Consider the following 12,752-nt stretch of genomic DNA (forward strand, 5'->3'; position numbering starts at 1 on the left):
TCCCGTTCCCACGGAGAGCCCTCTCGTCGACGAAGCCCGCGGCTGCTGACCCTGGGCGTGTGCGCGCACCGACACCACCGTGGCGCCCGCACCGGAGCACCACGAGCCCGAGTGTAATTGTTCGCGATCACAGGGCGCGGGCCCCGGTGGCGCGGCGAGATGGCCGCGATGGGCGCCCGCGCCGGCCCGGCGGCCCACCGCGGTGGCAGAACGCGGCTCAACCCTGCGGGGTGATGCGGAGGTTCCGCAGTTCGATCGTGGCGCCGTACCAGACCCGGACGAAAGCGCCCCCGTGCTCTTCGGCCTGTTGCGGCAGCGTGCCTTGTGCGACGGCTTGTCCGTCGGCGGTCAGGGCGTAGTGGGAGCCGCGCACGCTGACCGCGAGCCGGTGCCATCCGTTGTCGGTCGCCGCCAGGTACGTGGGTCCGGAATCCTTGGGGTAGTCCACATCCCGGTAGCCGTTGGGGTCGTACTGGATGCCGTGTCCTGTGACGGTGCCGTTCGCCACGACCGTGGTGCGTGCTGCCAGCCCCCAGCCTGATCCTGAGGCCAGTCTGCCGGCGCCCGAGGCCAGCCTGCCCTCCGCGGTCACCGTGTAGTCGGGTCCGGGAACCTGCGCGAAGTAGATGCCGCCCCAGTACAGGCCCCCGAAGCGGATGCAGACACCTCCGGGGTCCACGCCCGGACTGATGACGGTGCCGTTCAGTTCCGTCCAGCCGGCCGGCAGGTCGGCCGTGCCCTGTCCGGGGCACGGATTGGCGGACAGCGTGCTCGGGGCGGTGGCTCCTGCGGTTTCGCTCGGCGTGGCGGCGATGTGCGGGGAGCTCTGCTGCGCACCGGTGTGCCGGCTACCGGTGTTCAGCGTGACGAACGTGATGCCACCCGCGATGATCAGCAGCGCCAGCCCCGCCCCGGCCACCAGGAGTCTTACCCGTCGGCTCCGCTTCCCCGTGTCCTTCACCACCGCCGCTTCCGAACCCCCGGGCCGGGCCGGCGGCACCACCTGAGTGGGCGTGTACCGCATCCCGGTGGTGTGCCGCTCACCGGCCGCGACCCCCTCGAGCATGCGAAGCGTCTGATCAGCTGTCGGTCGGTCGTCCGGGTCCTTGCGCAGCAGTGCCTCGATCACCGGCGCGAGCGGGCCCGCGTTCCGTGGCTCGGGCAGCGGCTCGGCCACCACCGCCTGCAAGGTGCTCAGGGTCGAGGAACGACCGAACGGCGCCCTGCCCTCGACGGCGGCGTACAGCGTTGCGCCCAGCGCCCAGAGGTCGGATGCGGGACCGGGACGATGGCCCGAGGCCTGCTCCGGGGAGATGAAGTCGGGCGAACCGACGATGTCGCCCGTGCGGGTGAGGCCACTGCCGCCGTCGAAGAGCGCGATGCCGAAGTCGGTGAGCACCACGCGCCCGCCGCGCTCCAGCAGCACGTTGGCCGGCTTGACGTCACGGTGCAGCACTCCGAGCCGGTGGCTCTGCTCCAGGGCGGTCACCACCTGGATGCCCACCCTGGCCGCCTCGTGCGGCATCAGGGTGCCCTCGGTGGCGATGACGTCGGCCAGGGAGCCGCCGTCGACGAGTTCCATGACGATCCAGGGCCGGCCGTCCTCCTCCAGCACGTCGTGGACGACGACGACGCCGGGATGCTTGATCCGCGCCGCGGCTTGGGCCTCCTGCTTCATCCGGGAGTGCAGCGTGCTGCGCTCCCGGTCACTCACGCCGCTGATGCTCAGCTCCTTCACCGCCACCTCGCGGCCGAGGAGCTGGTCCCGTGCCCGCCAGACCGCACCCATACCGCCACGGCCGATGAGCTCGACCAGCAGATAGCGTCCGGCAAGGATCCGTTCCCGGCTCTCCCGGTCTCCGGTGTCCTTGCGGACCGGAGCGGGATCCGAACCTTCCGGCTCGGCACGAGCGTCAGGATGTGGACCATCAGGCGTGGTCACGATGCTCCCTCGTTGCTGTACTCCACACCGACCGCGTCCCCCGGCCGCCCCGCCTCCCTCCGGCCACGACGTGGCACGGTATCGGGGCGGCCCGCTGCGCTCGGTGCGTACGGAGTGCTGGTCGACGGACTGCGGCGATCAGGGAGTACGTCCAGTAGCGGCATCCCCGAAAGATCACGTCCGCACGGACCGGACGGGCTCGCTCTTCCTCTCCAATGTCCCTCCGACCACCGTCCGCCACCACTCGGGTCGGCTTCTCGAAGACACGGTCGCGTCACCCCGTACTCCTCGGGACTCGGCGGCATCGACGGGGTCGCCGTGACTCCCGACGGGACACAGGTCTACGTCGTCCAGACCACCATCGCCCCGGGTTGTACCGCATACCCGTCGCGGCCCCGGCGCACCCGCAGCGCTGGATCTGCGCCGACGCCCTCTCCCTGCTCGACCGACTGACCCTCGACAGCCGAGGCCGCCCGCTGATCGCTCACGCGATGCTCGGTGTCGGACACGGGTGGGGGCCGCACCGAGCCGAACCGGCTCGGCCGGACGGCGGGCCGGTCGACCACCCAGCGGGCACACCCCCCTGGAGACGGCGGCCATGACGGCACGTCATCGACCGTTCGCCACGGCGGCGTTGTCAGTGGTGGCCGATAGCGTCGGGGTGTTGGAAGGGCCGTTTCCCGACAGGAGTGGACGATGACCGAGAACCGTGAGCAGCCCGCGCTCCGGGTAGTACTGACCGATGTCGACACGCGCGTGGTGGAGGCCTGGCGGGCGGCGTTCGCGGACACTCCCGGCATCGAGATCCGCGAGGGCTCGATCCTCGACGAGGACGTCGACGCCTGGGTCACCCCGACCAACTCCCAGGGCCGCATGGACGGCGGGGTCGACGCCGTCATCAAAAGACACCTCGGAGCCGGCATCCAGCTGCGCGTGCAGCGGGCCATCCGCGACCGGTTCGCCGGAACCCTCCCGGTGGGCAGCGCCGTCTGCGTCCCGTCGGGTGCGACCGTCCCCCGGTACCTCATATCGACGCCGACCATGGTGCGGTCCTCGCAGGACGTCAGGGACACGCTGAACGTGGCCCTGGCGTGCGCCGCCGCGTTCCAGGCCGTCCACCGCCGGAATCGTCAGGTGCCGGGCAGCATCCGCTCCGTGGCGCTGGTCGGGATGGGCGCGCAGACCGGCCGGTTGCCGGCCCGGGTCTGCGCCAATTTGATGTGGACCGGCTACACGCTCTTCAACGAGCACCGGTTCGAGGACGACGACCAGCTGCGCGCCACGATCACGGCGCAGCTCGACGGCATCGCGAACGCGCCGGCCGCGGAGCGGGTGCGCGTCGTGCCGCCCAAAGGGCATTCCTCTCGCCGCTGATCCCGTCCACGCCGTCGGCCGTCTCGCCACCGGCCCTGTCGATCCCTCAGGTACGACGACCGGGAGCCCTTCCCCCATGAGTGACGCCACCACGCCGGCCCAGCCCGACGCGAACGACCCGCTGGCCCTCACCGAACTCTTCCAGGGTGGCGGTGAACCCTGGCTTCCGCTGCTGCGGCCCGTCATCGAGGCGCAGCCGGATGCCACCCGGTTCATCGGTCCGGGCCGCGGCCCGGAGATCGTCCCGGTCCGTGAGCTGACCTTCCAGGCGCTCAAGCCGAACCTGCCGCACCAGTGGAAGGTCGTGGTCTTCGGTCAGAATCCGTACCCGCGGCCGGAGAGCGCCACCGGCATAGCCATGTTCGACAACACCTTCAACGACTGGAAGGACAGCCAGTTCGGCAGGGTCGTCAGCATGCGCTGCGTCATCAAGGCGGCCGCGATGTGGAAGTACGGCATCGCCAGGAAGACGCCCATCGCCGACGTCCGCGCCCTGCTGGAGGAGCGGGACACGGTCCAGCCCCCGGAGTGGTTCCAGGCGATGCTCGCGCAGGGCGTGCTGCTGCTGAACGCCTCGCTCACGGCCAGCGGCGACGGGGCGATGGGCACCGACCGGCACACCGCCTTCTGGCGGCCCGTCGCCGAAGGGATCGTCGAGGGGATCCTCAAGGCCAAGCAGGACGCCGACGAGGAGGACCGCGGGGTCGTGTTCGCCTGGTGGGGGGCCCACGCCCGCAGCCTGAAGAAGGTGGTCCTGCGACTCCAGGAGAAGTACCCGGACGTCGAGGTCCGGCACATCGACCACGTCAACCCCGCCGCCCAGGGCGACGTCTTCTGCGAGGGCGACCACTTCGCCACGGTGAACGCGGCCCTCGCGTCGCTGGGCGTCGAGGGGATCGACTGGCTGCCCAGCAAGGGGTGGAACGAGGGGGCGGCGGGCGGCGGCAGCGTGGACGGGGACGTCGCGGCACGCATGGGGGCCTTCATCGCGTCGACCATGGAACTGCACCAGCTGTACCTGGAGCGGCTCACCAGCGTCAAGGACGAGGGCCTCGTCCTCCCGGCGATCACCGGCGTGTTCGACACACCGCTGATGGACTTCCGGAACGCCGTCGCCCCGGTCGCCGAGGTGCTGTCCGGGCTCGGCCGGCACATCGACCGGTCCCACGAGTTCGGCAAGCGCCGGGCGGACGAGGCCTCCGACGACGGGACGGCCGGCCGCGTGTCCGCCGACGCCATCGCCGCGCTGTACCTCTACACCTGCGAGTCCGCCTTCTACCGCGAGATCAACGCCGTCCTGCGCTCCCCGGACCGAACCAAGGTCGTGCCCTACCTCCCGTACCTGCGGCTGCTGTTCTCGGCGGTCTCGGCACTGCCCGCCCACACCCGGCCGCTCTGGCGCGGTGTGTCGCTGGACCTGCGGGCGCAGTACCCGCTCGGGCAGACGGTGGCCTGGTGGGGCGTGTCCTCGTGCACCTCCGAGCTGAGCGTGGCCCGGTCCTTCCTGGGGAGCCGCGGCAAGCGGACGCTCTTCGAGGTGACGCCCGCCAGGGCGGTGGGCATCCGGAGCTTCTCCGCCTTCACCGGCGAGGAGGAATACATCCTCGCGCCGGGCACCCAGTTCAAGGTGACGGACGTGAGGACCGAGCGCGGCGGCCTGTGCACGGTCAAGCTGACCGAAGAGGATGCCACCTCCCTGGTCTCCTGACCGCCCGCCGGGCCGCTTCGGCCGGCCGTCAGAGGGCGGCGGCCCGGCGCCTGCCCCGTTGGCGGCGCGGGTACGGGAAGAGGCGCGGCGAGCGTTTGGCCGCCACGTCCTCGACCCACCCGAAGGCGAGCACCAGCAGGCCGAGCAGCAGGACGGCCACCAGCAGGGTGAACCAGGGGCTGGCCAGCAGCCACTGGAAGTGCGCGTAGAAGAAGTGGACGGTCCAGAGGGGGTCGATCAGCGGGACGGCGACCACCAGCGCGGCCTCGTGCCACAGGTAGACGCTGACCGCGCGTCCGTTGAGCAGACTGACCAGTCCGTTCCAGCGTTCCAGTGGCTTGGGCCACCGCTCCCAGGACGGGCTGACGTGCAGCAGGACGGCGACGAAGCCGAGGGACCACAGGGCCTGGGCGATCGGCCAGGACTCGATGTCGGTGGCCTCGCTCGGATCGACCGGCCGGGTCTGCAGGTACCAGAGGCCGGCCACCATGATCAGGGGCGCGATGGACGGCAGTACGTACTGCGGGATCTTCTTGAGCAGCCCCTCCTGATGGGCCATGCCGAGGATCCAGCAGGCGCCGAAGGTGGCGAAGTCGTTGGCGGTCTCCCAGACCCGGCTGTAGATGAACTCCTGGTCGGCGAAGAACGCGTTCATGACGATCACCATCACCAGGGGCGCGGCCAGCGTCACCTTCGGAAGTCGTCGCAGCGCCCGCAGCATCAGCGGCGAGAGCAGGACGTACCACAGATAGGCGCGGAGGTACCAGAGCGGGACGGTGATCTGCGCGGCCCAGGTGTGTTCCACATGGTGGTGGAAGCCGGGCAGTTCGTCCGCGTACGGCGGGGTGCTCAGCGGGAGGACCCACAACGCCAGCTTGGCCCACCACCAGGTGGGGTGGCCCTCGGAGTCGGGGCCCCAGCCGTCGAGGATCTGGAGGGTGATCATGATGGCGCCGAACAGCCACATCGGCGGGAGCAGCCGGCGCAGTCGGCCGCGGATCACGCCGGGAGCGGGACGGCTGAGCGAGCGGGTCATCAGCGAGCCGGCCAGCGCGAACATCACGCCCATCGACGGGAAGGCGAGGGGAAGCCAGAACCAGCCGAAGTTGTGGTAGAGCACCACGCGGACCAGCGCCAGCGCGCGCAGCAGGTCGAGATAGCGGTCCCGGCCGCCCTTGCGCGCGGACGGTGCCCCCGGCTCCGGCTCCGGTTCCGGCTCGCGCCCGGGCACCTGCTCCTGGCGCAGCGCGGCGGGGATTCTCAGCTGGACGGTGTCGTGACCGCGCCCGAGGTCGATGGATGCGGTCACGGTCAGGCCTCCACGGGTACGGCGACTTCGCCGGTGCGCCGGAGCTTCTGCCAGCGCAGCCGGCCGCCGGTCATCGCGGTGATCGCGGACTGCAACAGGACGATGTACATCAGCTGCCGGTAGACCAGTTGCTGGATCGGAAGGCTGATCAGGTGCCAGGGCTTCTCGCGGTCGAGCCGGAAGGCGTACCAGGACAGTGCGCCCTGGAGCAGGATGAAGCCGCCCCAGCTGGTGAGGGTGACCGGGGCGTCGCCGAACAGCACGCCGTACAGCAGGAACATGTCGACCAGCGGCGCCAGCATCGGGGCGACCACGCCGAACAGCACGACGAGCGGCAGCCCGATCCGGCCGAAGCGTCCGGCAGGGCCGCGGGAGGTCACGGCGCCGCGGTGCTTCCACATCGCCTGCATGCTGCCGTAGCTCCAGCGGTACCGCTGGGACCAGAGCTGCTGAAGGCTGGCGGGAGCCTCGGTCCAGGCGCGGGCGTGCTCGGCGTAGACGATCCGCCAGCCGTCGCGGAGCACCGCGATGGTGATGTCGGTGTCCTCGGCGAGGGTGTCGTCACTCATCCCGCCGACGCGCTGCAGGGCCTCCTTGCGAAAGGCGCCGACCGCGCCGGGGATGGTCGGGATGACGCCCAGCACGTCGTACATCCGGCGGTCCAGATTGTGCCCGAGGACGTACTCGATGTGCTGCCAGGCACCGATCAGGCTGTCGCGGTTGCCCACCTTGGCATTGCCCGCGACCGCGCCCATCGCCGGGTCGCCGAAGGGCTGGACCAGCTCGCGGACGGTGGACGGTTCGAAGACGGTGTCGCCGTCCATCATCACGACGATGTCGTGCGAGGCGGCCGCGATGCCGGTGTTGAGCGCGCTGGACTTGCCGCCGTTGACCTTGCGGATCAATCGTACGAACGGCAGGTCCATCTCCTCGACGATGTCCGCGGTGCCGTCCGTGGAGCCGTCGTCGATGACGATCGCCTCGATCGGGTAGTCGCAGGCGGCCAGGGAGTTGAGGGTGTTGGCGATGCACTCGCGCTCGTTGTAGGCCGGGACCAGTACGGTGACGGGCTCGGTGACGGGCGCCCCCCAGGCGTCCCGCCGCTTGGAGCGGCGGGCGTGGACCGGTGCGAGAGCGAGCATCAGCGCGAACCGGCCGAAGTTGAGGAAGCCGACGAGGGCCAGCAGCCAGACCAGCACCGGCAGGGTGAGTACGGCGACGTGGGTGGCCCAGATGAATCCCTTGCCCGCCCACAGCTGGAACCCGTGCACCGGCACGGTGGCGCTGGAGGCGCCCATGGCCTCGGAGATGGTGGTGAAGCGGTAGCCCTGGGCCTGCAGCTTGTCGATGATCTGCCCGAGCGCGGCGATGGTCTGGGTGCGGTCGCCTCCCGCGTCGTGCAGCAGGATCAGCTCGCCCGCACCGGGCTTGGACGGCATCGCCGCCTTGACGATCTCCTCGACGCCGGGACGCTTCCAGTCGTCGGTGTCGCGGTCGATGAACGCGGTGAGGTAGCCGCGCGCGCCCACGTACTTGATCACCGGGTAGTTCCAGTCGTCCATCGCGGAGGCGTCGGAGGAGTAGGGCGGCCGGAACAGCGCGCTGTGGACACCGGCGACGCCGGCCAGCGCCAGCTGCGTCTGCGCCAGCTCCCAGCTGATCCGGGCGTGGGACTGGTACACGAGATCGGGGTGGGTGAAGGTGTGCACGCCGAGTTCGTGGCCGCCCGCGACGATCTGCCGGATCAGCTCCGGGTTGCGCGTGGTCATCGCGCCGGTCACGAAGAAGTCCGCCCGGATGTCGCGGTCCGCGAGCACCTTGAGGATCTTCGGGGTCCACTCCGGCGAGGGACCGTCGTCGAAGCTCAGCACCACGGTGCGGTCGGGGATGTGATAGCTCACGGGGTGCGCGTTCTTGCTGCCCCGCGCGTCGATGACCGGGCCGCCCTTGAGCAGGTCCTGCGGCACGGTGTCCTTGTCGACCGAGATCGCGATCCGGGAGTCGTGGAACGCCTCGTTGGTCGCGAGGCCGCGCAGCACGAGGAGCGCGAGCAGGCAGGCCAGCAGTGACAGCGGCATGAAGAAGCGCAGCGGCGGGGCGGCCAGTCGGCGCGGCCTCGACAGAGACTGCCGGCGGCGCTGGTGGCGGGACAATGACGCTCCTGGAGATGGGTGGTGCGGAAGTTCAGCGGCGCTTGGCCGGTTGGCCCGAAGGGGTAGCCCCGCGCGGCGTGGTGGTCGCGGGCTTCGACGTCGTGGTCGCCGGCTTCGACGCACCGGCCGCCGGTTTCGACGCGGCGGCTGCGGACTTCGACGCGGCCGCCGGCTTCGACGCGGCGGCCGAGTTCTTGGCCTGGGGCGCCGCGGACCGCGCGGCCGTCCGGGGTGAGGACGACGAGGACGGCGGCGCGGGCGACGGGGCGGCCGGCCACGAAGGCTGCGCGGGTACGCCCATCGCCGGGGCGTCCGCCTGCACACCGATCAGGCTGCTGCCCATGGCGACGGCCAGGATCGCGCCGACCACGGAAACCGGCCAGCCGAAGCCTCGCAGCAGGCGCCCGCGCAGACCCGACTCGTCGACGAACACCGGGGCCGGAGCAGGTTCCTCGAAGTCCGATTCCGATTCGGGCATTTCGGGCGGCTCATGGTGTGCCGAGCGGCGGGGAGGATTGATGACTGGGCGCACCTTGCGAGGCCTTTCAGTGCACGGCACGAAGACCGGGGGGCAGCACGGCGTACGCTAATGCATTGGCTTGAATCAACCTGGCCCCGATGTCTGGATTTAGGCGTTCCGCGCAGATGTTGTTCATCGGATCGAGACCCAGATCCGCAGTACCGGCCAGTAGACGCGCCGGTACGGTCGCGGGGGGCGCGAAGGCCGCCTCGGCGTTCGGGGAGGTCAGGCGGCACCCTAGGATGACCCCCTCGTCCGACCAGTCGTCGATCCCCGTGCAAGGCGTGTGCAGGCACCGCCTCTACGCCCCCAGGAGCCCGTGTGAGCCAGCCCCGCCGCACCTCTCGTCGCCGCGCGTGGACCGCGCTCACCCTGCCCGTCCTCCTGTGCGTACTCGCCGCGTGCTCAGGCGGCCCTGGTGACGATGCCGCCGCGCCCGCGCCGAGCGCGTCGCCGACCCCGTCGGGACCGCCGGGAACCCTGTTCGACACCTTCCACTACAGCGGCCCCGACGACCCCGCGCTCGCCGCCCACGGCTGGGAGGTCCGCACGGGCGGGGGCGGCCCGGGGATCAAGGACACCTGGTCCGCCGGCGGCGTCGGCTTCCCCGCCGACGCGACCGCCCAGGGGGGCGGCGTCCTGCAACTGCACTCCTCCACCGACGGCACGAAGCAGGGCACCCAGCAGGTCGAGGTGCAGAGCACCGGCAAGAACCTCTTCACGGGGACCTTCGCCGCCCGGGTCCATTTCAGCGACAAGCCCACGACCGGCCGCAACGGCGACCACGTCGTCCAGACCTTCTTCCCGATTTCCCCCTCGGACTCCTCGCCCGACTACAGCGAACTCGACTACGAGTACCTGCCGAACGGCGGCTGGGGCTCGGTGGGGCCGCGGCTCGACACCGTCACCTGGTACAAGGCCGATCCGCCGGACCGGGTCAGCCACACGCTCAAGCAACACCTCGAGGGCTGGCACGTCCTGCTGGTCACCGCCGTGAACGGGAAGGTCACTTACTCCCTGGACGGCAAGGAGGTGTTCACGAGCTCCGGCAAGTACGTCCCGCGCGAGAAGATGGACGTCCACTTCAGCAACTGGTTCATCGACCTCCCCTTCGCCGGTGGTCCGCGCGCATGGGACATGAAGGTCAACTGGTTCTACTACAAGGCCGATGAGGCCCTGACCCAGGCCGACGTCCAGAAGACGGTGGACGGCTTCTACGGCGCCGGCACCCACTACGTCAACACCCTGCCGCAATCCTGACTCAGGTCCGGTTTCCGGCCCGGTCCGGGGTCCGTCCGGCGGACGCCTCCCCCGTCCCGAAGACGGGGCCCCTCACTCGACGATCGCGATCGTGATCCCCGCACCGTCGTGCCGGAGGGGGCCCGCGTCCGCCGGACCGCCCGCCGTGTGCTCCCAGACGCGGACGTACGCGGCCTTCGTGGCCCAGGCCCCCAGATCCGCGGTGTCGGCGCTGTAGTCCTGCCAGGTCCTGCCCCGCTCGCCGCGGAAGCTGTCCGGCCTGGACCGCCACACGGTGACGGTCGTGACCCAGCGCAGTTCTTGCCTGAACAGGTCGTCGGGGTCGGCCGGCAAGCTCGGGGCCCGCAGAGATCCGAGTCGGCTCAGGCCCAGGTGGGCGAGCGCGTACGCGACGGCCCCTCCGCCCTGGTCGCCCGTGTCGGGCCGCAACGTGACGGCGTTCCCCGCGTAGTGCGGCGCCTCGTACAGCGTCGCCTCGGCCATCGGCCCGGCGTTGTCTGCCATGACCCCATTGTCCGCCTCTCCCGGCGGGTCGCCCGTGTCGCTCGCTCGCCGCGGCGGGCAGGGACATGGTGCGCGGGTCACTGGGAGCCGGGCACTGGGAGCGGGTCACCGGGAGCCGGGCACTGGGCGCAGGTCACCGGGCGCGGGCCGTGCGAGCGGCCGGTTCACACGGTGCGGGTGACGGTGACCAGGACGGTGACGGGAACGGTCGCGCCGCGCCGGGTCAGGCAGGCGGTGACCGCCGTCCGCACGTCCTCGCGAACCTGTCGGGCGACGTCGACGAGGCGCCGGTCGGCGTGCAGGACGCAGCGGACCTCCACGTGCCATCCGCCTTGCGGGGTGTGCTCGCAGCGGATGGCGCCCGCCGCGCGGTGCGGGGTCGTCCCCGGCGTCGTGGCGCGGGAGGCAGCGAGAGCCAGCCGGTCGGCGAGCGCGGGCTGGAGCTCGGCCACGCCGGAAGCCCCGAGGGCTGCTGCGGCTGCCGCCTCCTGGATGGACTCGCGAGGTGCGGCGCTCATCGTTCGCTCCACCCGAACCGCTCGGCGCGCGGACCACGGAGGGGTTCCAGCACGGCGTTGATTTCCAGGTCGACGGCCGTGACGGTGAGACCGAGGGAGTGCTCGGCCGCGTAGAAGACGGCTTGGCGCACCTTTTCGGCCCGCTCCCGCAACGGCCGGTCGAGCGCGGCCGCCACCGTGAGGGCGACGACGTGGACGGGCAGGCCGTCGCGCACCGGGGTCAGGCGGCAGCTCGCAGCGCGGGCGCCGGGGACGGTGTCGGCGGCCCGGCGCAGCACTTTCGCGGCGGCGCTCTCGGCGATGCGCAGACTGCGCTCGGGATCGTCGAGCCAGAGCATGGCCCCCAGGCGCACCTCGGCCCGGACGGCGTTGATGACCCGGTTGGCGAGGCTGTGGCCGTCGGGCTGGTCCTCGGCGCGCAGAGCCCGAGTGGCCCGTTCCAGGGCTGCCAGCCCTCGGACGGCCTCCCGGCAGTACGGGCAGCCGACGCCGTGCGGGTCCGGCGCACGGGCGGGGTCGCGGACCTGGTCCCAGGCGTGGCCGAGGGAGCGACCGCAGGGCAGCAGCTCCGCGGCGGCCGGCAGCTCGGCGTCAGGGGCCGGCGCCGCCTCGGCCCTCCTGGTGCCCACGGTGCCGGGCTCGTGGTGGAAGGTGGGGTGCGGGTCGTCTAGCGCCATGGGCGCATCGCCTCCATCAGAGCGCGTCGTGCGCGGAAGAGTCTGCCGCGCACCGCCTGTTCGCTGCTGCCCACCACATGGGCGATCTCTTCGTAGTGCAGGCCGTGGAGCTCCCGCAGGACCCAGCACACGCGCAAATCGGGGCGCAGTTCCAAGAGCGCTCGCGCCAGCGCGGCTGCCGTCGCGTCGGACTCGGCCACGCGGGGCGGTGAGCTGCCCGCGTCCGCGGCAGCGGGTTCGGGGACGACGTCCAGGGGCAAGGGGCGGGGCCGCTGACGCAGCGTGTTGAGGCAGCGGTTCGTGACGATGCGGTACATCCAGGTGCCGAACGACGCGCCGTGGTGGAATTCCGGCAGCCGTCTCCAGGCGCTGAGGAAGGAGTCCTGGACGGCGTCCTCGGCGTCCGCCCGGTTGCCGAGCAGGCGCTGGGCGAGGGCGAGCAGACGGCTTCCGTGCCGCCGGACCAGGATGGCGAAGGCTTCTTCGTCCCCCTCGGAAGCCCGTACCGCAAGGACACCGTCGTCCAGGTGGCCGGCCGTGTACCGGTCCGTGGCGACATCGGGGATCGGCCGCGGCGCCGGCCGCAGCGGGAGGGCTGCGCCGTACGGGGGCGGGGCGGGTCTGGTCCGATTGCGCATCCGCCGCTCGCTTTCTGCCGGAGACGGTCGTCGCGGCCTGCGTACGCACTCCTCGATGGTATGCGGCGTGCGTCACACGAGCCCGGTGAGGAATTCCGCCGCGGTGTGTCTAAAGCACGTGGGCACCGCACCGGCGCCCGAACGGACAC

General features: G+C 71.4%; 11 protein-coding genes. 3 read left to right on the forward strand and 8 right to left on the reverse strand.

The genetic code is table 11. The features are described from left to right. Positions 1-217: 217 nt before the first annotated feature. Entirely contained in the window at positions 218-1,789 is a 1,572-nt protein-coding gene (locus tag ABZY44_RS12800; protein WP_356653003.1) for a serine/threonine-protein kinase, read from the reverse strand. An 849-nt stretch (positions 1,790-2,638) separates the two neighbouring features. Between ABZY44_RS12800 and ABZY44_RS12805 the strand changes: the two genes are divergently transcribed. After that, on the forward strand, positions 2,639-3,316 hold the full coding sequence (locus tag ABZY44_RS12805; protein ID WP_356652873.1) for a macro domain-containing protein: 678 nt from the start codon (positions 2,639-2,641) through the stop codon (positions 3,314-3,316). A 76-nt stretch (positions 3,317-3,392) separates the two neighbouring features. Continuing rightward, positions 3,393-5,024 carry an ADP-ribosyltransferase domain-containing protein gene (locus ABZY44_RS12810; protein ID WP_356652875.1) on the forward strand — a complete coding sequence of 544 codons (1,632 nt, stop codon included), beginning with the start codon at positions 3,393-3,395 and terminating at the stop codon, positions 5,022-5,024. Between the two features lie 28 nt (positions 5,025-5,052). On the opposite strand, the gene ABZY44_RS12815 is transcribed toward ABZY44_RS12810, so the two are convergent. From ABZY44_RS12815 to ABZY44_RS12825, 3 genes are all read right to left on the reverse strand, one after another. After that, the gene (locus ABZY44_RS12815; RefSeq protein ID WP_356652877.1) at positions 5,053-6,333 is read right to left on the reverse strand and encodes an acyltransferase; all 1,281 of its coding nucleotides are present in this window, start codon (positions 6,331-6,333) and stop codon (positions 5,053-5,055) included. A 2-nt stretch (positions 6,334-6,335) separates the two neighbouring features. Then, positions 6,336-8,411: a bifunctional polysaccharide deacetylase/glycosyltransferase family 2 protein gene (locus ABZY44_RS12820; protein ID WP_356653005.1), complete on the reverse strand. Its 2,076-nt coding sequence runs from the start codon at positions 8,409-8,411 to the stop codon at positions 6,336-6,338. 106 nt (positions 8,412-8,517) lie between these two features. Further along, positions 8,518-8,964, reverse strand: coding sequence for a hypothetical protein (locus ABZY44_RS12825; protein ID WP_356652879.1), 447 nt, complete (start codon positions 8,962-8,964; stop codon positions 8,518-8,520). A gap of 363 nt (positions 8,965-9,327) precedes the next feature. Here ABZY44_RS12825 and ABZY44_RS12830 point away from each other — a divergent pair, with 363 nt between their 5' ends. Beyond that, complete coding sequence (locus ABZY44_RS12830; RefSeq protein WP_356652881.1) at positions 9,328-10,266, forward strand: glycoside hydrolase family 16 protein; 939 nt, start codon at positions 9,328-9,330, stop codon at positions 10,264-10,266. A 72-nt stretch (positions 10,267-10,338) separates the two neighbouring features. Here the strand turns inward: ABZY44_RS12830 and ABZY44_RS12835 are convergent, their stop codons facing one another. The 4 genes from ABZY44_RS12835 to ABZY44_RS12850 form a co-directional block, all read right to left on the reverse strand. Further along, complete coding sequence (locus ABZY44_RS12835; RefSeq protein WP_356652883.1) at positions 10,339-10,770, reverse strand: hypothetical protein; 432 nt, start codon at positions 10,768-10,770, stop codon at positions 10,339-10,341. A gap of 164 nt (positions 10,771-10,934) precedes the next feature. Further along, on the reverse strand, positions 10,935-11,288 hold the full coding sequence (locus tag ABZY44_RS12840; protein WP_356652885.1) for a hypothetical protein: 354 nt from the start codon (positions 11,286-11,288) through the stop codon (positions 10,935-10,937). After that, entirely contained in the window at positions 11,285-11,965 is a 681-nt protein-coding gene (locus tag ABZY44_RS12845) for a hypothetical protein (RefSeq protein WP_356652887.1), read from the reverse strand. Before ABZY44_RS12845 ends, ABZY44_RS12840 begins: the two co-directional genes overlap by 4 nt. After that, positions 11,956-12,603: a sigma-70 family RNA polymerase sigma factor gene (locus ABZY44_RS12850; protein WP_356652889.1), complete on the reverse strand. Its 648-nt coding sequence runs from the start codon at positions 12,601-12,603 to the stop codon at positions 11,956-11,958. Before ABZY44_RS12850 ends, ABZY44_RS12845 begins: the two co-directional genes overlap by 10 nt. Positions 12,604-12,752 lie beyond the last annotated feature (149 nt).

Source organism: Streptomyces sp. NPDC006544, assembly GCF_040611715.1.
GTDB lineage: Bacteria > Actinomycetota > Actinomycetes > Streptomycetales > Streptomycetaceae > Streptomyces.

Bases quoted from the DNA above. Each gene is read 5' to 3' on its own strand.
- ABZY44_RS12800 (WP_356653003.1), bottom strand. From the start codon at position 1,789: ATGGGTGCGGTCTGGCGGGCACGGGACCAGCTCCTCGGCCGCGAGGTG.
- ABZY44_RS12805 (WP_356652873.1), top strand. From the start codon at position 2,639: ATGACCGAGAACCGTGAGCAGCCCGCGCTCCGGGTAGTACTGACCGAT.
- ABZY44_RS12810 (WP_356652875.1), top strand. From the start codon at position 3,393: ATGAGTGACGCCACCACGCCGGCCCAGCCCGACGCGAACGACCCGCTG.
- ABZY44_RS12820 (WP_356653005.1), bottom strand. From the start codon at position 8,411: ATGCCGCTGTCACTGCTGGCCTGCCTGCTCGCGCTCCTCGTGCTGCGC.
- ABZY44_RS12825 (WP_356652879.1), bottom strand. From the start codon at position 8,964: ATGCCCGAATCGGAATCGGACTTCGAGGAACCTGCTCCGGCCCCGGTG.
- ABZY44_RS12835 (WP_356652883.1), bottom strand. From the start codon at position 10,770: ATGGCAGACAACGCCGGGCCGATGGCCGAGGCGACGCTGTACGAGGCG.
- ABZY44_RS12840 (WP_356652885.1), bottom strand. From the start codon at position 11,288: ATGAGCGCCGCACCTCGCGAGTCCATCCAGGAGGCGGCAGCCGCAGCA.
- ABZY44_RS12845 (WP_356652887.1), bottom strand. From the start codon at position 11,965: ATGGCGCTAGACGACCCGCACCCCACCTTCCACCACGAGCCCGGCACC.
- ABZY44_RS12850 (WP_356652889.1), bottom strand. From the start codon at position 12,603: ATGCGCAATCGGACCAGACCCGCCCCGCCCCCGTACGGCGCAGCCCTC.